This is a genomic window from Nocardioides sp. Root190 (genome assembly GCF_001428565.1).
Classification (GTDB): domain Bacteria; phylum Actinomycetota; class Actinomycetes; order Propionibacteriales; family Nocardioidaceae; genus Nocardioides.
In genome coordinates this window covers 149,125-167,877 of sequence record NZ_LMIA01000009.1, presented here as the reverse complement: position 1 = coordinate 167,877, position 18,753 = coordinate 149,125, and the positions used below count along the sequence as shown (strand labels likewise).

Here is an 18,753-nt window from a genome sequence, read left to right as displayed (position 1 = left end):
TCAGGTGCCGGGCTCAGGAGCCCGGCTGCACCTGCGGCGCTGCGTTCACCGGCGGGCCGCAGCGCTGCGTGGCCGGCAGGGCCGCGATCTGCTCGGCCGCGAAGGGCGGGTTCTTGACGGCGTCCTTCGCCTCGCCGCTGACCGCGATCGAGAGCGAGTCACCGACGAACAGGTCGGTCTCGGTGTCCAGGTGGCCGAAGACCGGGTTGAGCTCGAGGTCGTTGTCGGCGAGCCAGGCGTCGACCTCCTGGTAGCCACGCGCGGCGGCGGTCTCCTGGTCGGCCGCCTGCCCGGTCTCCTGCTGCACGAGCTGGGCGCCGATGGCCAGGAGCGGGTCGTTGACCCGCAGCTGCACCCAGGTCAGCCACTCGAAGGAGTCGTAGGCGTCGTCCTCGATGGTGCCCAGGCTCGACCAGGCCCGCTCCACGAAGTCGCGCTCGACCTCGTCGGCCGGCAACGGGACGCCGTAGTCACCGGCGATGGCCTCGACCGCGATCGCCTGCGCCCACAGCCGGGTCAGGTCGGAGCGCACCGAGGCCTTCGGGACGGCGGAGGCATCGGGGTTGCCGGCGAGCAGGTCGCAGTAGTCGGTGACCGCGCTGTCGATGGTGCGGAGCTCGAGGGACTGTCCGTCGACCTCGGCGGCGACACCCGGGTGGGCGTCCTCCTCGGCCACACCACAACCGACAAGGGAACCGGCAAGGGACACAGCCACCGCACCTGCGATGACGGACGGCAACACTCGACGCACGTTCTACTCCTCCGGGATCGGTCAGGTCTGCGCTGGGTCGATGACCGAGTCGATCACCAGTCGCGCCCATTCAAGCAGGGCGACCCCCTCGATGGGGGTTCCCGTCTTCCCCGGGATGCCGGGACGCGGCACCAGGATCGACTCGAGCTGGTGCTTGACGATCGACTTCGGGTAGAGACGGTTGAGCCTGATCGTGCGCGACTCGGGCAGCACGACCGGGTGGAAACGGATGTTCTTGCCGACCGTCGTCACCTCCCGCACCCCGGCCGTGCGCACGCGGGCGCGGAAGCGCGCGACGAGCAGCAGGGCCGTGACCTGCTCCGGCGGGTCGCCGTAGCGGTCCTCGAGCTCGGCGATGATCTCGTCGACGTCGGCATCGGCACGGACTTCGGCGAGACGCTTGTAGATCTCCAGCCGGAGCCGTTCGCTGGGGATGTAGTCGTGGGGCAGGTGGGCCTCGACCGGGAGCTCGATGCGCACCTCCTCCAGCTGCTCGGGAGCGCCGCCGTCGTCGCGGAAGTCCCGGACCGCCTCGCCGACCAGGCGGACGTAGAGGTCGAAGCCGACGTCGGCGATGTGGCCGGACTGCTCGCCGCCGAGCAGGTTGCCCGCTCCGCGGATCTCGAGGTCCTTCATGGCGATCGCCATGCCGCCGCCGAGGTCGGAGTGCTGGGCCAGCGTCGCGAGGCGCTCGTGCGCAGTCTCGGTGAGCGGCTTCTCCGTCGGGTAGAGGAAGTAGGCGTAGGCCCGCTCGCGGGAGCGGCCGACACGACCACGGAGCTGGTGCAGCTGGCTGAGGCCGAGGGTGTCGGAGCGCTCGATGATCATCGTGTTGGCGTTGGACACGTCGATGCCGGACTCGACGATCGTGGTGCAGACCAGGACGTCGAAGCGCTTCTCCCAGAAGTCGAGCATGACCTGCTCGAGCTGGTGCTCCCCCATCTGGCCGTGCGCGGTCGCGACCCGTGCCTCGGGCACCAGCTCACGGATCCGCGCCGCGGCCTTCTCGATCGAGGTGACCCGGTTGTGGATGTAGAACACCTGGCCGTCGCGGAGCAGCTCACGGCGTACGGCGGCGACGACCTGGCGGTCGTCGTAGCCACCGACATAGGTCAGGACCGGGTGCCGCTCCTCCGGTGGGGTGGTGATCGTCGACATCTCGCGGATGCCGGTGATCGCCATCTCCAGGGTGCGCGGGATCGGCGTGGCGCTCATGGAGAGGACGTCGACGGAGGTGCGCAACCTCTTCATCGCCTCCTTGTGCTCGACGCCGAAGCGCTGCTCCTCGTCGACGATGATCAGGCCGAGGTCCTTGAAGCGGGTGTCCGCGTTGAAGAGCCGGTGGGTGCCGACGACGATGTCGACACTGCCCTCGGCGAGGCCGGCCATCGTCGCGGCCGCCTCCTTGTCGGTCTGGAACCGGCTCAGCGGCTTGAGGATGACCGGGAAGCCGCTCATCCGCTCGCTGAACGTGTCGAGGTGCTGGTTGACCAGCAGCGTCGTCGGCACCAGGACCGCGACCTGCTTGCCGTCCTGCACCGCCTTGAACGCCGCCCGGACCGCGATCTCGGTCTTGCCGTAGCCGACGTCACCGCAGACCAGTCGGTCCATCGGGACGGTGCGCTCCATGTCGGCCTTGACCTCGTCGACCGTGGTCAGCTGGTCCGGCGTCTCGTGGAACGGGAAGGCGTCCTCCAGCTCACGCTGCCACGGGCTGTCGGGACCGAACGCGTGGCCCTTGGTGGCCTGCCGCGCGGCGTACAGCTTGATCAGCTCGGCGGCGATCTCGCGGACGGCCTTGCGCGCCCTGTTCTTGCGCTTGGTCCAGTCGCCGCCCCCGAGCCGGTCGAGGCTGGGCTGCTCGCCACCGACGTAGCGGGTGACCTGGTCGAGGGTGTCGGCCGGCACGAACAGCCGGTCCGCCGGGCCGCCCCGCTTGGAGGGGCCGTACTCGAGGACGAGGTACTCGCGCACCGCGCCCTGCACCTCGCGCTGCTTCATCTCCACGAACCGGCCGACACCGTGCTGCTCGTGGACGACGAAGTCGCCGGCCTTCAGCTCGAGCGGGTCGATCTGGCGCTTGCGCCGCACCGGCATCGACCCCTTGTCGCGGGTGCTGGCCTTGGTGCCGACGATGTCCTCGCCGGTCAGCAGCACCAGTCGACGCGACTCGTCGACCAGGCCGTGCCCGAGCGCACCGCAGGTGACCGTGACGACCGCCGGGTCGATCTCGTCGCCGGGCTGCACCTCCTCGACGAAGCGGGCCGGGACGTCGTGCTCCCCGAGGGCCTCGACCATCCGGTGTGCAGGCCCGTGGCCGGCGTGGACGACGACGACCCGCATGCCTGCGGTGCGCCAACGGGCCATGTCGGCGAAGGCCTGGGCGACGTCACCGCGGTACGACGGTGCCGGCTGCGCGCTCGACTGGCCAGAGAAGTCATCGCCCTCGTCGAGGCCGAACGGGCTGAAGGTCCACCAGGCCTGCCCGCGCTCGCGGGCGTGGCTCCGGACGTCGCCGAGCGACTGGTACGACGCCGCCTGCAGGTCGATCGGGGCCTGACCGCCACTGGCCGCGGTCGCCCAGGACGCGGCGAGGAACTCCTCGCTCGTCGCGACCAGGTCGTGGGCGCGGGCCCGTGCCCGCTCGGGGTCCAGGACGAGCACCTTGGTGTCGCGCGGGAGGAGGTCGACCAGCAGCTCGAGCTCGTCGACCAGCGCCGGGATCAGCGCTTCCATGCCCTCCACGGCGATGCCCTGGGCGAGCTTGTCGGTCAGCTCCAGGAGCTGCGGGTGGGTCCGGCCCAGCTCAGCGGCACGGGCGCGGACCTCGTCGGTCAGCAGCAGCTCGCGGCACGGAGGCGCCCACAACCGCTCGACCTTGTCGATCGTGCGCTGGTCCGCCACGGCGAAGGAGCGGATCTCGTCGACCTCGTCACCGAAGAACTCCACCCGCAACGGGTGCTCCTCGGTCGGCGGGAAGACGTCGACGATCCCGCCGCGCACGGCGAACTCGCCGCGCTTCTCGACCAGGTCGACCCGGGAGTAGGCGGCGCCGGAGAGCCCGGCGACGACGTCCTCGAGCTCGGCGGCGTCACCGACGGCGAGCTCGACCGGGACCAGGTCGCCCAGGCCCTTCACCTGGGGCTGGAGCACCGAACGGACCGGCGCGACGACGACCTGCACCGGACCGCTGGCGGCGTCCGTGCCGGGATGGCACAGGCGTCGCAGCACGGCCAGGCGCCGACCGACGGTGTCGCTGCGAGGACTCAGCCGCTCGTGCGGCAGCGTCTCCCAGCTGGGGTAGTGGGCGACCGCGGAAGGATCGATCAGGTCGCCGACCTCGGCGACGAGCTGCTCCGCCTCGCGGGTGGTCGCCGTGACGACCAGCACCGAGCCGCCCGAGCGGGCGAGCCCGGCCACGAGGAACGGGCGCAGCGCCTCGGGACCCGTGAGCTCACCGGTCGGCTGTGACCCGCCGGTGGCAGCGGCGAGGGAGGTCGCGAGGGCGGGGTCGGTCAGGACGGCGTCGGCGAGGCCGGCGAGGCGCACTTCGGGCTCGATTCGGTGAGGAGGACAACACGAGCGCCCCCGGTCGGAGCTGACCGGGGGTGATGCCTCCAGCGTACGACGTCGTACCGACAGCGCCTCCGGTGGTGAGGACCGGCTCAACCGGTGGGGTCGCTCACCCGTCCGACGAAGAGCGGCGCGTGGTGCTCGAGGTCGTGGATGACGAACAGGAAGGGCCGGTCCACGACGAACGGCTCCACGATCGGAGCGCTGGTCTCGGCCATCACGACCGCCGTCGCAGCGGCCGCCTCGGTGCCCTCCTCGTCCACTGCGATGAATCCCTGGTGCAGTACCTCGGAGATGACCAGGTCCAGGTCCTCGGTGGTCATCGGGGTGAAGTCGGCCGTGCCGAAGGCGCTGGGCATGCCGAGTGCGATGAGGAGGTCCTTGAGCGAGGCCGCGGTGCGGAAGCTCCACCGCGGCAGGGTGAGGTCCACGGCCGAGGGCTGCGCGGCCAGTGCTTCGGCGGTGAACCCACCGTCGGCGACGGCGCGCTCGACGGCCTCGAAGGATCCCTCGTCGGGCAGCACCACCGTCATCGCGACCCGGCCGCCGGCGTACGGCAGGACGGCGGCACGCCAGCCCTCCCCCGATGCCAACGTCCCGGATGCCAGTGCCCCGGAGATGTCGGGACGGCGCATCATGTCGGCCTCGACACTCGTGCCGTCCGCCAGCCGGAACGAGCCCTTGGCCGTGAGCCCCTTGTCGAAGGGCTGCTCCCACGGCGCCTTGAGGTGGATCGCGTTCACCAGCACCAGCCGGGTCAGCGGGTCGAGGACGCCCTCGGGGACCAGGTCGACGATCCGGTCCCTGGTCTGCTGCTCGACCCAGTCGTTGATCAGCTGCCGGGCCTGCTCGGTGGCGCCCTCGAAGTCGACACCGAGCAGTGGGGCGCCGTACTCCTTGGCGACGTGGTCGACGAAGGCTTCTTCCCACGCGACGTCGCGCTGCCCGAAGAGCTGGTTGGCGGTGGCCACCGTCAGCTCGGCCTTCGAACCGTCCGCACGCTCGTGCTCGCCGGCGAGGCCGTCGACATGGGCGGTGAGCGCGTTCACGCCCTTGTGCCACCGGTCCCCGAGGTCGCCGGCTCCGAGCACCGCTCGCATCTCGGTGGCGGTCGTGCCGGCGGCACCGGTCAGCGTCATGCCGAGGGCGACGAGCACGGAGTACGGCGAGAGCACCATGTTGCCGGGCTCAGCGGCGACCCCGTCGTAGAGGCCGCCCGCGAGGGCGCGCAGCCCGGTCACGACGTCCGGCACCACGGACGGGTCGCCGGCGGCGCGCTTGAGGTCGGAGGAGACCCGCTGGATGTCGCCCAGGACGTCGGGGTCCGGGCCGTCCTGCACGGCGGGCTCGTCGTCGCCCGAGCAGGCGCTCAGGGTGCCGGCGCCGGTGAGTGCCGCCAGGGAGAACAGGCCGAACCGGAGCGTGTGCCGGCGATCGATCGAGGAGGTGCGCATGGTGCTGTGACGCTGGCGCGGCCCCGCCGGTTCCGTCAAGGCCGCCGGTTCCGTCAGGCCGTCGGTTCCGTCAGGAGGTCGGCGGACCCACCGCGAGCGCGAGACCGGTCAGCGCCGCGACGACCACCAGACCGGCGAGCGCACCGCGCAGCGGGTTGCGCAGCACCCACGCGACGACCTTGTCGGGCGCGGACGAACCGGCACCCTCGGGCAGGCGCCACGTGTCGCCGAGCCAGCCCTTGCGCACGGCCCACCACTCGAGCGGCACGGTCACCAGCGGGGGTACGGCGGCACCCAGGGCGAGCAGCCCCCGACCGAGGGACCAGCGACGGTCGATCCAGACGACGACCGTCGTGACGACATACGCAACGAACACGACGCCGTGCAGCATCCCGAAGATTCGGACGCCGGTCTCGTTCTCGGCCGGGCCGTACTTCAGGAACATGCCGATCAGCAGGCCGGTCCAGGTGATCGCCTCGGCGATGGCGACGGTGCGGAACAGACGGGTGGGGCTGAGGCTGCTCACTGCAGGCCTTCCTCTTGGGCGATCTCGGCCTTCCACTCGCGGAAGGCCTCCTCGGTCCGGCCCTGCTTCCAGTAGGCCGAGATGGACACGTCGGCACGCGGCACCGCGCGCTCGTTGAAGAGATACGGGCGGACGCCACGCATGACGGTCTGGCCCTCGCCGTGCACGAACGCGTGCACGCGTCCCTCGCGCCAGGGCAGTGCGCGGACCGCGTCGGCGAGGGAGGGATGGCTGGCGTCCGAGCGGTGGAGCCAGCTCAGCTCGACACCGGCCGGGCTCGCCACCTCCTGCTGGTGCGCGGGACCGTCGACCTGGAGCACGGCGTAGCCCTGCGCGTCGGCGGGCAGGTCGGCCAGGGACTGGCGGATCGCGGGGATCGCCGCCTCGTCGCCGGCGAAGAGGTGCCAGTCGGCGGCAGGGTCGGGCGCATAGGCGCCACCAGGTCCGCGTGCGGAGATCGTGTCACCGGGCTGGGCTGCGGCCGCCCACGGTCCGGCGATGCCCTGGTCGCCGTGCACGACGAAGTCGACGGCCACGGTGCCGGCTGCGACATCGGGCTCGATGGCGGTGTAGGTCCGCAGCGTCGGCCGCTCGGAGGAGCCGAAGAGGAACTTCACGTAGCGATCGGTGAAGGCGCTGCCCTCGAAGGCGGCGAGCTCGCCGGAGAAGCGGATCCGGACCATGCCGGGACTCAGCTGCTCCTTGCTCTCGACACGGAGCAGGGTGATCGGCTTCGCCGGCTTGGGGGTTGTGCTCACGAAGGCCGAGCGTACCCGTGTGACGCAGCCCACCCGCGTCGTGCTGACGGGCTCAGGAGCCGAAGCGACGCTCGCGCTGGGCGTAGGCGCGGATGGCCCGCAGGAAGTCGACACGACGGAAGTCGGGCCAGTAGGCCTCGCAGAAGTAGAACTCCGACTTCGCGCTCTGCCAGAGCAGGAATCCGCCGAGACGCTGCTCCCCGGAGGTGCGGATCACGAGGTCCGGATCCGGCTGGCCCTTCGTGTAGAGGTGCTCCTCGATGTGCTCGATGTCGATGACCTGCGCGAGCTCCTCGAGCGGGGTGCCCTTGGCCGCGTGCTCGGTCAGCAGGGAGCGCACCGCGTCCGCGATCTCGCGGCGACCGCCGTAGGCGACGGCGACGTTGACGATCATCCCGTCGACGTCGGCGGTGGCCTCGGCAGCAGCCTTGAGTCGCCTGGCCGCATCGGTGGGGAGCAGGTCGAGGGCGCCCACGGGGTGCAACCGCCACCTGCGCTGGTCTGCCAGCGAGTCGACCGCGTCCACGATGATCTCGAGCAGGGGTTCCAGCTCGCCGGCCGGGCGGTTGAGGTTGTCGGTCGAGAGCAGCCACAGGGTCACGACCTCGATGCCGACCTCGTCGCACCAGGTCAGGAGCGGCTCGATGTTGGCCGCGCCGGCACGGTGACCGTGCGCCGTGTCGCGCCCGACCGCCTTGGCCCAGCGCCGGTTGCCGTCGAGCATGACGCCGATGTGCTTGGGCAGGTCGCCGTGCAGGCGACGGAGCATGCGCGCCTCGTAAGCGGGGTAGAGCACCCGTCGCACGCCCCGCTTCCAGTCCGCCACAGGCCGATCGTAAGCCACTGCTGAGGCAACGTGGTGCACGATGAGGGGCAGCAGGTGCACCCGCACCCCACCTTCACGACGAGAGAGGCACCAACGCCATGACCGCAGCCGCTTGGCATCCGGACCCCACCGGCCGCCACGAGCTCCGCTACTGGGATGGCTCCCAGTGGACCGACCACGTGTCCGACCAGGGGGTCCAGTCGACCTCATCCGTGTCCGCCGACGGTGGAACCGCCGGCGCTGCCGGTGGTGGCACTGGCGGTGGCGCCGACCCCGCAGCCGCCAACCAGGGCTACGGCCAGGGTGGCCAGGGTGGCCAGGGTGGCCAGCCGGACCAGCAGTACGGCCAGCAGCAGTACGGCGGCCAGCAGCAGGTCCCCGCCGACGCCTTCGCCGGCATCGCCGGCGACCTCATCGACGGTCGCTTCAGCGAGATCGACGGCAACGGCCCCCAGCTGCAGAACCCCTACCTCCTGCGGGTGCGCATCACCGAGCCGTTCATGGCCCAGCAGGGCTCGATGGTGACCTACCAGGGCAACGTCAACTTCGCCTACCAGGGCGGCGGCGCCGCGAAGTTCCTCAAGAAGGCACTCACCGGTGAGGGCCTCTCGCTGATGCGCGTCGAGGGCCAGGGCGACGTGTTCCTCGCCGACACCGGCCGCAACGTCCACATCCTGCAGCTCAACAACAGCGGGCTGTCGGTCAACGGCAAGAACGTGCTGGCGTTCTCGGCCTCGCTCGAGTGGAACGTGGAGCGGGTCAAGGGCGGCAGCATCGCGGCCGGTGGCCTGTTCAACACCACCCTGCGCGGCACCGGCTGGGTGGCCATCACCACCGACGGCCCGCCGGTCGTGCTCAACCCGGCGGAGGCGCCGACGTTCGCCGACGCCAACGCACTGGTCGCCTGGTCGACGCACCTGCAGACGTCGATCAAGTCGTCGGTGTCAGCGGGCGCGCTCATCGGCCGCGGCTCGGGAGAGGCCTTCCAGGTCGCCTTCCAGGGCCCCGGCTTCGTGATCGTGCAGCCGTCGGAGGGTCCGCAGGTCCCGACCTCTGCCTGAGCAGGGCCCCGCGACCGGTCAACCTCCGATCGGTCACTCGACGGCGGCCGGACGAGCGTGAGATCACGTTCGTCCGGCCGCCGTTGCGTGTGCAACGGGCGGGTACTGTCAGCCCCATGGACCAGGCCGTCGAACCAGCACCCGACAAGGTGCGCGGACGCCTGGACACTCTCGGCGAGCAGATCACCGAGAAGGTGGTCGAGACGGTCGCCGAGCTCAAGCCCAAGCTGCGCGGCTGGTCCCACCTCGTCTCGACGCCCCTCGTCCTGGCCGCGGGCATCGTCCTGATCTGCCTGTCACCCACGCCAGCGACGCGGGTGAGTTCCTCGCTGTACGTCGCGTCCGCGCTCCTGCTCTTCGCGACCTCGGCGCTCTACCACCGCGGGACCTGGTCGCCGAAGGTGTGGACGATCCTGAACCGGCTCGACCACTCCAACATCTTCTTGTTCATCGCGGGGTCCTACACGCCGTTCGCGGTGATCCTGCTGGAAGGCACCGCCCAGGTCGTGATGCTGTCCGTGGCCTGGACCGGCGCCCTGCTCGGCATCGCCTTCAAGGTCTTCTGGCCCAGTGCGCCGCGCTGGATGTCGGCACCGGTCTACATCGCCCTCGGGTGGGCAGCCATCTTCTTCATCCCCGGTTTCTTCCAGGGCGCCACCGACCTGGGCCTCGGCATCGGGATCGCGATCTTCGTCCTGATCGCCACCGGCGGCGCGCTCTACACGCTGGGAGGCCTGGTCTACGGCTTCCAGTGGCCGAACCCCTCACCGCGGGTCTTCGGCTTCCACGAGATCTTCCACGGTTTCACCATCGCTGCCTTCGCGGCCCACTACGTCGGGGTCTCCCTGGCGACCTACTCGCTGCGCTGACGCTCCAGCAGGACCAGCACCTCGGCGTGCGGGGTCTGCGGGAACATGTCCAGCAGGCGTCCCCTGACCGGTGTGTACGACGCGAAGTCGGCCAGGTCGCGGGCCAGGGTCTCCGGGTTGCAGCTGGAGTAGAGGAGGTGGGGCACCCCGCTCTCCTCGAGGCGCCGGGCGAGCTCGTGACCGAGGCCGCGGCGCGGGGGGTTCACGACCACGAGGTCGGCCTCCGACAGCAGCTCGGCGTGGCCGGGCGCGGTGGCGTCACCGACGGCGAAGCCGATCTCGCCGGGCAGCCCGGCCTCGTCGTGGGAGCGCTCGGCGCTGGCGATCGCGTCGGCGCTGATCTCGATCCCGGTGACCGTGCGGCCCGGCGCAGCCAGGTGCAGCGCGAAACCGCCGACGCCGCAGTAGAGGTCGACCACCCGCTGGGGCGCGAGCTCGGCCGTCCAGTCGACGGCGGCCCGGTAGAGGGCCGCGGCGACCTCGGTGTTGGTCTGGAAGAAGCTGCGCGGGCGCAGGTGCAGGGTGATCGCTCCCAGGCGCATCGGGAGCGTGTCCTGCCCGGTGAGCACGATCTCCTGCTCGCCCTCGAGGACGGCGCTGTGCTCGGGCTGGACGTTGAGCGTGAGCACGCGCAGGTGCGGCAGTTCGGCCCGCAGCCACGGGAGGTGCTTGCGGATCCGGGCCTCGGTGGACCTCGAGCGCACCACGATGCGCACCATCAGCTCGCCGTCGGGTGATCCGGTCACCAGCAGGTGCTTCAGCTCGCCGCGCTGGCCGACCGGCAGGTCGCCTGCCACGTCGTAGGGCGTCAGGTCGGCACGGGCCACGAACGCGGCGAGCACCGGCAGCGCGTCGGTCACCACCGGGATGTGCAGACCGCAGTCCCGGAGGTCCACCCCGAGCCCACGTGGATCGAGGATCCCGAGCGTCGGGGCCGCCGCCGATCCGGCGACCACCATCTTCGCCTTGTTGCGGAAGGCCGCGTGGCGGCTGGTGACAGGCTCCTCCCACACCATCGCGGTGGCGCCGACCAGCGCCCGGGTCGTGGCCTGCTTCGTGGCGAGCTGGTCGTCGTACCCACGTCCGAGCCAGGTGCACGAGCGGCACTCACCCGCGTCGAAATGGGCGCAGTCGAGCACTGCGAGACCGGCATGACCCATGGCGTCATCGTAGGCTGCCGCCCGTGGCGTCCACGTTCGAGAAGGTCCAGGCTGCTCCGGTCCTCGCGACGGTGCGGCGCCTGGAGCAACGCATCGAGGCCCGCTTCCCGGGCCGCGGGTTGCACCGCGTCGTGGGCGAGCTCGCCAGCCTGGTGGAGACCGTCGCCTCCTCGACCGCGAGCGTCCGCGGCCGGCGGTCGTGGCTGCGGACCGCATCGCGGATCGGGATCGTGGTGGTCCTGGCCGCCACGACGACCCTGGTCGTCCTCGCCCTGCGGGCGGCCGCCATGGACGCCCCCGACGAGCTCGAGTGGGTGCCGCTCGTCGAGAGCGCGGTCAACGACCTCATCTTCGCCGTGTTGGCGATCTGGTTCCTCTGGTCGGTGCCCGAACGGTTGCAGCGCAACGGGCTGCTCGAGCTCCTGCACCGGCTGCGCTCGATGGCGCACATCGTCGACATGCACCAGCTCACCAAGGACCCCGAGCGGCTGCGCGCGTCCTTCGCCCCGACGCCGCAGAGCGTCGCGATGGACCTCTCCCCCACCGAGCTCGAGTACTACCTCGACTACTGCTCCGAGCTGTTGAGCCTGATCGGCAAGGCCGCCGCGCTCTGCGCCGAGGAGTCCAGCGACGCCGTCGTCCTGGAGACGGTCAGCACCGTCGAGACGCTGACCGTCTCGCTCGAGCGCAAGATCTGGCAGAAGATCGCGGTCCTCAACGCCACTCGGGACCAAGGTCCTGCCTCCTGAGCCCGAGGCCATTGAATCGTTACAACGGCGAAACGTCCGGCGCGACCTCCGGACATGCCGACTGCCTAGAAATGGGGACTCGCACATCCCCCATGAAAGGCACTGTCCTCGCATGCTTTCTCGCACCAACGGGCACCGCGCCATCCGCGTCGTCGCCCTCCCGGTCGCGGCCGTCCTGGGCGTCGGGGCCCTGGCCGTCACCGCACCGGCTTCCGCACTCTCCAGCGTCACCACGGCCAACGGCGCCACGGTCTCCATCAACGATGCCCGCAGGCCCGGCCTGGACACCGGCTCGATCCGCAACGTGAGCGGCTCCCGGATGGAGGGCTTCGGCAACGTGTTCGTGCACGTCGACGCCCCCGCCGGTGGGGCGCCGCGGATGAACGACCAGATGATGCGCGGCTACGGCCTCACCGCCGCCGCGCCGGGGTCGTACCGCTCGACGAAGTCAGTCCGGCTCGGTGACGTCCTGATGACCCGCAAGGTCCAGGTCGCCACCGGCACCAGCACGACCAGCTTCTTCGACACCTTCACCAACGCGTCCACCGAACCGGTCACCATCGAGGTCTCCTTCGGCGGCTCCCTGGGCTCCGGCCTGACCGCGACGACCTCGCCCAACAAGGCCACGGTCTCCGCGTCCAGCAGCAGCGACACGGTCGTCGACAGCACGGACACCTGGATCACGGCCACGACGCCCGGCAACACCCGCCCGACCGGCGTCGTCGTCGGCACCGGGGTCGACGGGCTCGGCGACCAGCAGTCCGACCCCTTCACCACCGAGTACGTGCCGACCGGCAGCCGCGCCAACGACCTCGGCTTCGTCCGTGAGCTCACCATCGAGCCCGGGCAGACCCAGTCGCTGATGCAGTACGTCGTCGTGGGCGCCCTCGCCGACACCAGCCAGATCGCGACCGACACCGCCGCGCTCGCGGCCACGCCGGACCTGACCAACCTCACCGTCGACGAGATCTGCACCCTGCAGAACTGGGACATCTCGGCCTTCGCCGCTGCCTGCGTCGGAGCCGAGCCGCTCCAGCTCCCGGGCGCGGACGTCGAGGTCGAGCACCGTACGGCCGTCGCCTACGACGTGACCGGCAAGACGATCGCCGACCTCCAGGCCGACATGGTCTCCGGCGAGGTCACCTCCGTCGAGATCACCAAGGCCTACCTCGACCGGATCGATGCCTACGACTCCGGCCCGCTCGGGTTCAACTCCTTCATCACCGTCGCGAAGAACGCGGTGGCGCAGGCGATGGCTGCCGACGAGGCGCGGGCCGCCGGCGAGAGCGGCGATCTCCTCGGCGTACCGATCGCCCTCAAGGACCTCTACGACACCAAGGACATGCCGACCTCCGGCGGCACCCTGGCGCTGAAGGACTGGGAGCCGGGCGCCGACGCCTGGCAGGTCGCGAAGCTCCGCGAGGCCGGCGCCGTGATCATCGGCAAGACGAACCTCTCCGAGTTCGCGAACTCCGGTTCGTGGAGCGAGAGCGGCTTCATGCAGACGTGGAACGCGCTCTACCCCTCGAAGTCCTCCTTCGGCTCCAGCGGTGGCTCCGCCACGGCGGTCCGGGCCGAGCTCGCCGCCGCCGCCATGGGCACCCAGACCGGCGTCTCCCTCTACGCCCCCTCGACCGGCGCCAGCCTGTCGACCTTCCGCGGCACCGACGGCCTCACCAGCACCAACGGCGTCATGCCGCTGACCTGGGCGACCGACTACGCCGGCCCGATGGCCAAGTCGATCACCGACATCGCCTCGCTCCTCGACGCGACGGCCACGCAGACCACGGGCAACAACCCCGACGACCTGCTGACCTCACGGGTCGACAACAGCCTGCGGCCGACCGAGTGGAAGAGCGCCCTCAAGGCGAACGCCCTCCAGGGCAAGGTGATCGGCTACGTCCCGACCGCCTTCGCCTCGACGGCGATCGTCGACGACAACGCCGGACAGGTCGCACTCGACGACGCCCGTGCGGCGATCGAGGCCGCCGGCGGCACGCTCGTCGCCCTGGCCACCGCACAGACCGCTCCTGCCGCGCCCTCCGGCAGCTTCCCGACGACCGGCAGCGCCGGCGCCGAGGGCTGGGAGCGCTACATCGCCGAGCAGCGTCCGGGCGTGTTCCCCTACACGACCGAGGAGCTCATGGAGAGCCCCAAGAACCTGCCCTACAACGTCTCCGGCAACTACACCTCGCAGCCGATGGACGACATCAGCGCAGAGAACCTGCTCGCCCGACGGGACGCCTACAAGACCACTGCTGCCGCCTGGATGGACACCGCCTTCGGTGCCGACCCGGTGGACGCCGTGATCTACCCGGGGTTCCTGACCAGCGTCGGCAACAACGACGCGACGTCGGCGGTCTTCAGCTCCGACCGCGCCTCCGGTGTGATCACGCAGACGGCCGGCCTGCCCACCGCGATCCTGCCGATCGGCAAGAACGACGAGGGTCAGTCCAACAACATCCAGCTGGTCGGCCGGGCCTGGGACGACGCCGAGGTCCTCGGCATGGGCTACGCGATCGAGCAGCAGGCAGATGCGGTCACCTCGACCGACTTCGCACCTGCCCTGGCATGGAGCGGACCGGCCACCTCGGTGACCTCCCTCCAGCTGGCCGCCACCGCCACGACGTACGGCCGCTCCACCCGGGCCACCGTCACCGTCGCCTCCGACCCCGCCGCCAGGGGCGCGGTCAGCGTGGAGGTCGCAGGCAGGACCGTCAGCGGCACCCTGTCGGCCGGCAAGGTCACGCTGACCCTGCCCTCGACGATCCCCGTGGGCACCCACCTGGTGACGGCGACCTACGCCGGCGTCACCAAGGTCGCCCGCAGCAGCGCCACGGCGACGCTGAAGGTCGCCAAGGCGGCACCGACCGTCAAGGTCGCCCTGTCGAAGTCGACGATCAAGGTGCGTCAGCGGGCGGTCCTCTCGGTGAGTGTCCTCGGCGTGAAGCCGTCCGGCGGCACCGTCCTTGTGTACGACGGCACGAAGGTCGTGCGCACCGTCAAGCTGGCCTCCACCGGCAGGGCGACGATCACCCTGCCCCGCCTCACCCGGGGCACCCACCGGATCCGCGCCTACGTGGTCGCCGGTGACGAGTACCGCGCCGCCATGAGCAGCCCGGTGACGCTCAAGGTCCGGCGCCGGTAGGGCGCTTCCCCCTGGGGCGCGTCTCCCTAGAGGCGGGCAGCACTGCGGGGGTGGTCGGCGAGCACTTCGCCGATCACCCTCGCTGCTTCGGGATAGGCCGCGGGCTCCGGGCCGGTGAAGGTCAGGCGCAGGAAGGGCCCCGACGGCTCCGCCGGGAACCACTCGTCACCACCGGACACCCACACGTTGCGGGCGGCACAGTCGCGCACCACACGGTCGACGTCGGCACCCTCGGGCAGCCGGGCCCACAGGTGCACTCCCCCGGTCGGCACGAGCTCGACCTCCAGCATCGGCGCGTAGGAGCGCAGGCTGTCGACGAGGAGGTCGCGCCGCTCCCGCAGCTGGGTGCGCAGGCGCTTCAGGTGGCTGGTCCAGCCGGGGTCGGAGACGATCTCGAGCGCGGCCTGCTGCAGGAGACCGCTGACGTACATCGACTCCGCCGCCCGGTCCGCCAGGATCCGCTCCCGCGCAGGGCCTCGGGCGATCACCGCCGCGACGCGGATCGTCGGCGAGACGCTCTTGGTGAGAGAACGGAGGTGGACGACGTGGCCGGCGTCGTCGTGGGCCGCGACGGGTCGCGACACCGCGTCGATGCCGAAGTCGTGGGCCCAGTCGTCCTCGACGAGGAACGCGCCGTGGGAGCGCACGACGTCGAGGATCGCCTCGGCGCGCTCGCCGTCCCACTGTGCTCCGGTCGGGTTGGCGAAGTTGGGTTGGGCGTAGAACGCCCGCGCCCCGGTCTCGCGGAAGGTGCGGTCGACCTCGGCGGGGTCCGGGCCGCCGGCTCCACTCGGGACGGGCACCATCGCCACCCCGGCCTGGTGGGCCGCCTGGATCGCACCCCAGTAGGTCGGCGACTCCACGAGGAGCGGCTGGCCGGCGGCGACCAGTGCCCGGAAGATCGACGAGAGCGCGCTCTGGCTGCCCGGCGCGACGATCACGTCGTTGGGCACGACCGCGGTGCGGTCGGCCGGGGTGATCGAGGCGAGCTCGGCGGCGAACCAGGCCCGCAGCTCGGGGAGTCCGGCCGACGGGGGTCGTGAGGTCGCCGCGGCACCGCGCGCCGCCCGGCCGAGCGCGGTCCGCACCAGCCGCTCGGGCAGCAGGTCCGGGCCGGGATAGCCCGCGTGCAGCTCGATCACCCCGGGCGGGGCGGTCTTCATCGGGCCGGCCAGCTGCGGGATCACCGAGCGCGGGGTGCGCAGGGCCGCGGTCTGCCAGCCGAAGTCGGCACCACGGCTGGGGCGCACGGTCCGCACGAAGGTGCCGACGCCGGGACGGGCCTCAACCAGGCCTTCGGTCGCGAGGCGGCGCAGCGCCTTCTGCACGGTGAGCGGGCTGGCGGCGTACTCGCTGACGAGGGCGCGGCTCGGCGGCAGCTGGGCACCGGCGGGGGCGTTGCGGATCCAGGCACGAAGGCCCGCGACGATCCGGGAGGTGCTATCGTCATTCATGTCAGCACAGAGTAGCGCTATCGCGCCGGAGCGCAACCCGCTATCCCCCGTCCCGGCGGGTGTCACCCGGGCCGGACTCGGCTGGGGACTCGTCGGCGTCACCGCCTTCTCCTTCACGCTCCCGCTCACCCGGATCGCCCTCGAGGGCCTGTCCCCGCTCTTCATCGGCGCCGGTCGCGCCGTGGTCGCCGGGCTCCTCGCCGCGGTCGTGCTGGCCGTGACCCGCCAGGCCGTCCCCGACCCGCGCCAGTGGGCCCGCCTGCTCGTCGTGGCCGGCGGGGTCGTGATCGGCTTCCCGCTGCTGACGTCGTACGCCCTGACCGAGGTGCCCGCCAGCCACGGTGCCGTGGTGATCGCACTGCTGCCGGCTGCGACGGCGGTCATCGCCGTGGTGCGCACCGGGGAGCGGCCCGTCCGCGCGTTCTGGGTGTTCTCGTCCTGCGGTGCCGCGGCGGCCATCGGGTTCGCGCTCGTCCAGGGCGGCGGGCTCACCCAGCTCCACCGCGCCGACGTGCTGCTGTTCGCCGGCGTGGTGCTGTGCGCGACCGGGTACGCCGAGGGCGGCCTGCTCACCCGCGAGATCGGCTCGTGGCAGACCATCTCCTGGGCGCTGGTCGCCGCGCTGCCGGTCATGGTCGTGCTGACCGCGACCAGCGTCGCGCAGGAGCCGCCGACCGGCTCGGTGCGCGACTGGGCGTGCTTCGCCTACCTCGCGACCACGAGCATGTATCTCGGGTTCTTCGCGTGGTACCGCGGCCTGGCCATCGGCCCGATGGCCCAGGTGAGCCAGGTCCAGCTGGTCCAGCCGCTGCTGAGCCTGACGTGGGCAGCCCTGCTGCTGGGCGAGGTGATCACGGCGACCACCTTCGTCGGTGGCCTCGCCGTGATCGTCCTCGCCGGAGCGGCTACTTCTTCCCGCGCCCGTACAGCCCGCGCACGACCTTCGTGAGCTGCTGCTCCTCCTTGGCCGTACGACGGAACGTGGTCAGCGCGATCGCCGGCTTGAACCGCTGACGGGCGATCGCGTGCGGGTAGGTGAACTCGCGCAGTCCGTCGGGGCCGTGGATCCGGCCGAAGCCGGAGTCGCCGACGCCACCGAAGGGAAGCGTCGGGATGCCGGCGAAGGAGATGACGCCGTTGATCGCGGTCATCCCGGCGCGCAGGCGCTCGGCGATCGCCATGCCGTGGTCCTTGGAGAACACCGTGGAGCCCAGCGCGTAGCGGGTGCCGTTGGCGCGCTCGATCGCCTCGTCCATGCTCGCGACCCGGGTGACCGTCACGGTCGGGCCGAAGGTCTCCTCCTGGATCGCGGCCGAGTCCTCGGGCACGTCGACCAGGACGGTCGGCTGGACGAAGCGGGCACCCTCGGGCACCGGGCCGCCGACGAGCGCACGCCCTCCGCGGGCGAGGGCGTCGTCGATGTGGCGGCGGATGATGTCGACCTGGGAGGGCATCGTGATCGGGCCGACCTGGCCACCCGGACCGGCCGTGATCTTGCCCGCCTCGGTGACCAGCTTGGCGAGGAACTCGTCGTACACGCTGTCGTGGACGTAGACCCGCTCGACGCCCGCGCAGGTCTGCCCCGCGTTGGCCGCGGCGCCCCACAGGGCTGCCTCGGCGGCGTCGTCGAGATCGGCGTCGTCGGCGACGATGAGCGCGTCCTTGCCGCCCGCCTCGATCACGACCGGGGTGAGCGTCTGGGCGCAGGCCGCCATGACCCGCTTGCCGGTCGCGGTCGAGCCGGTGAAGGCCACCTTGTCGACGCCCGACGTGGTGAGTGCGGCGCCCGTCTCGCCGTACCCGGTGACGACCTGGAAGACCGGTCGGCCGACGGCCTCACGGAAGGTGGCGGCCAGCCACTCGCCGACGCCGGGGGTGTACTCCGAGGGCTTGAAGACGACCGTGTTGCCGGCCGCGAGGGCGTAGGCGATCGAGCCCATCGGGGTGAAGACGGGGTAGTTCCACGGGCCGATCACACCGACGACCCCGAGCGGGCGGTACTCCACGCTCGCGGCCTGGTTGACCATCAGCAGTCCCGGGGAGACGCTGCGCCGCTTGAGGACCTTCTCGGCGTGGCCGGCGGCCCAGGCGAGGTGGTCGATCGCCAGCGCGGTCTCGAGCAGCGCATCGCCCTTGGGCTTGCCGGTCTCGCGCGACATCAGCTCCGCGAGCTCGTCCATCCGCCGTGCGATGACCTTGCGCCAGGCGACGAGCGCCTTCTTGCGACCCTCGAAGCCCAGCGCACGCCAGCGCTCGGCCTCCTTGCGGGCGCTCGCGACGGCGGCCGCGACCTGGGCGGCGTCATGGATCGGATGGGTGCCCACCACCTCACCCGTTGCGGGGTCGAGCGAGGTGAACGTCGCGGCGGCGTCGACGGACGTGGCGGCAGGGGTGTCGGTGGAGGTCACGTTCCGAACGTTACTG

Annotated in this window: 14 protein-coding genes; 5 read left to right on the top strand and 9 right to left on the bottom strand. The window is 71.4% G+C overall.

Features of this window, described 5'->3' with window-relative positions:
• Positions 1 to 13: 13 nt before the first annotated feature.
• The 6 genes from ASE01_RS10530 to ASE01_RS10505 all read right to left on the bottom strand — a co-directional run bounded on the left by ASE01_RS10530 (position 14) and on the right by ASE01_RS10505 (position 7,888).
• Complete coding sequence (locus ASE01_RS10530) at positions 14 to 751, bottom strand: hypothetical protein (RefSeq protein ID WP_157537259.1); 738 nt, start codon at positions 749 to 751, stop codon at positions 14 to 16.
• Between the two features lie 21 nt (positions 752 to 772).
• Positions 773 to 4,300, bottom strand: coding sequence for a transcription-repair coupling factor (gene mfd, locus ASE01_RS10525; RefSeq protein ID WP_056750751.1), 3,528 nt, complete (start codon positions 4,298 to 4,300; stop codon positions 773 to 775).
• Between the two features lie 116 nt (positions 4,301 to 4,416).
• The gene (locus ASE01_RS10520; protein WP_056750748.1) at positions 4,417 to 5,778 is read right to left on the bottom strand and encodes a serpin family protein; all 1,362 of its coding nucleotides are present in this window, start codon (positions 5,776 to 5,778) and stop codon (positions 4,417 to 4,419) included.
• A gap of 70 nt (positions 5,779 to 5,848) precedes the next feature.
• Positions 5,849 to 6,304 (bottom strand): DUF3817 domain-containing protein, encoded by a 456-nt coding sequence (locus ASE01_RS10515; protein WP_056750745.1) that lies wholly within the window; start codon positions 6,302 to 6,304, stop codon positions 5,849 to 5,851.
• On the bottom strand, positions 6,301 to 7,062 hold the full coding sequence (locus ASE01_RS10510) for a siderophore-interacting protein (protein WP_235535945.1): 762 nt from the start codon (positions 7,060 to 7,062) through the stop codon (positions 6,301 to 6,303). The genes ASE01_RS10515 and ASE01_RS10510 overlap by 4 nt, the downstream gene beginning before the upstream one ends.
• A gap of 52 nt (positions 7,063 to 7,114) precedes the next feature.
• Complete coding sequence (locus tag ASE01_RS10505) at positions 7,115 to 7,888, bottom strand: isoprenyl transferase (RefSeq protein WP_082605982.1); 774 nt, start codon at positions 7,886 to 7,888, stop codon at positions 7,115 to 7,117.
• Between the two features lie 98 nt (positions 7,889 to 7,986).
• Here ASE01_RS10505 and ASE01_RS10500 point away from each other — a divergent pair, with 98 nt between their 5' ends.
• Both ASE01_RS10500 and trhA read left to right on the top strand, forming a co-directional pair.
• Positions 7,987 to 8,949: an AIM24 family protein gene (locus ASE01_RS10500; protein WP_056750741.1), complete on the top strand. Its 963-nt coding sequence runs from the start codon at positions 7,987 to 7,989 to the stop codon at positions 8,947 to 8,949.
• Between the two features lie 116 nt (positions 8,950 to 9,065).
• Entirely contained in the window at positions 9,066 to 9,818 is a 753-nt protein-coding gene (gene trhA, locus ASE01_RS10495; RefSeq protein WP_056750738.1) for a PAQR family membrane homeostasis protein TrhA, read from the top strand.
• Here trhA and rlmC read toward each other — a convergent pair.
• Positions 9,803 to 10,978, bottom strand: coding sequence for a 23S rRNA (uracil(747)-C(5))-methyltransferase RlmC (rlmC, locus tag ASE01_RS10490; protein ID WP_056750736.1), 1,176 nt, complete (start codon positions 10,976 to 10,978; stop codon positions 9,803 to 9,805). The two genes, trhA and rlmC, sit on opposite strands and share 16 nt — an antisense overlap.
• 23 nt (positions 10,979 to 11,001) lie before the next feature.
• On the opposite strand from rlmC, the gene ASE01_RS10485 reads away from it, so the two are divergent.
• Positions 11,002 to 11,727, top strand: coding sequence for a hypothetical protein (locus ASE01_RS10485; RefSeq protein ID WP_056750733.1), 726 nt, complete (start codon positions 11,002 to 11,004; stop codon positions 11,725 to 11,727).
• 112 nt (positions 11,728 to 11,839) lie between these two features.
• On the top strand, positions 11,840 to 14,875 hold the full coding sequence (locus ASE01_RS10480) for an amidase family protein (protein WP_056750731.1): 3,036 nt from the start codon (positions 11,840 to 11,842) through the stop codon (positions 14,873 to 14,875).
• A gap of 26 nt (positions 14,876 to 14,901) precedes the next feature.
• Here the strand turns inward: ASE01_RS10480 and ASE01_RS10475 are convergent, their stop codons facing one another.
• Positions 14,902 to 16,329 carry a PLP-dependent aminotransferase family protein gene (locus ASE01_RS10475; protein ID WP_056750728.1) on the bottom strand — a complete coding sequence of 476 codons (1,428 nt, stop codon included), beginning with the start codon at positions 16,327 to 16,329 and terminating at the stop codon, positions 14,902 to 14,904.
• Between ASE01_RS10475 and ASE01_RS10470 the strand changes: the two genes are divergently transcribed.
• On the top strand, positions 16,328 to 17,278 hold the full coding sequence (locus tag ASE01_RS10470) for a DMT family transporter (RefSeq protein ID WP_056750724.1): 951 nt from the start codon (positions 16,328 to 16,330) through the stop codon (positions 17,276 to 17,278). The two genes, ASE01_RS10475 and ASE01_RS10470, sit on opposite strands and share 2 nt — an antisense overlap.
• On the opposite strand, the gene ASE01_RS10465 is transcribed toward ASE01_RS10470, so the two are convergent.
• Positions 17,235 to 18,737 (bottom strand): aldehyde dehydrogenase family protein, encoded by a 1,503-nt coding sequence (locus tag ASE01_RS10465; RefSeq protein WP_056750719.1) that lies wholly within the window; start codon positions 18,735 to 18,737, stop codon positions 17,235 to 17,237. The genes ASE01_RS10470 and ASE01_RS10465 overlap by 44 nt on opposite strands.
• Positions 18,738 to 18,753 lie beyond the last annotated feature (16 nt).

Excerpts from the sequence above, each read along its gene's own strand:
- rlmC (WP_056750736.1), bottom strand. The coding sequence starts at position 10,978 with ATGGGTCATGCCGGTCTCGCAGTGCTCGACTGCGCCCATTTCGACGCG.
- ASE01_RS10470 (WP_056750724.1), top strand. The coding sequence starts at position 16,328 with ATGTCAGCACAGAGTAGCGCTATCGCGCCGGAGCGCAACCCGCTATCC.
- ASE01_RS10480 (WP_056750731.1), top strand. The coding sequence starts at position 11,840 with ATGCTTTCTCGCACCAACGGGCACCGCGCCATCCGCGTCGTCGCCCTC.
- ASE01_RS10475 (WP_056750728.1), bottom strand. The coding sequence starts at position 16,329 with ATGAATGACGATAGCACCTCCCGGATCGTCGCGGGCCTTCGTGCCTGG.
- ASE01_RS10520 (WP_056750748.1), bottom strand. The coding sequence starts at position 5,778 with ATGCGCACCTCCTCGATCGATCGCCGGCACACGCTCCGGTTCGGCCTG.
- trhA (WP_056750738.1), top strand. The coding sequence starts at position 9,066 with ATGGACCAGGCCGTCGAACCAGCACCCGACAAGGTGCGCGGACGCCTG.
- ASE01_RS10500 (WP_056750741.1), top strand. The coding sequence starts at position 7,987 with ATGACCGCAGCCGCTTGGCATCCGGACCCCACCGGCCGCCACGAGCTC.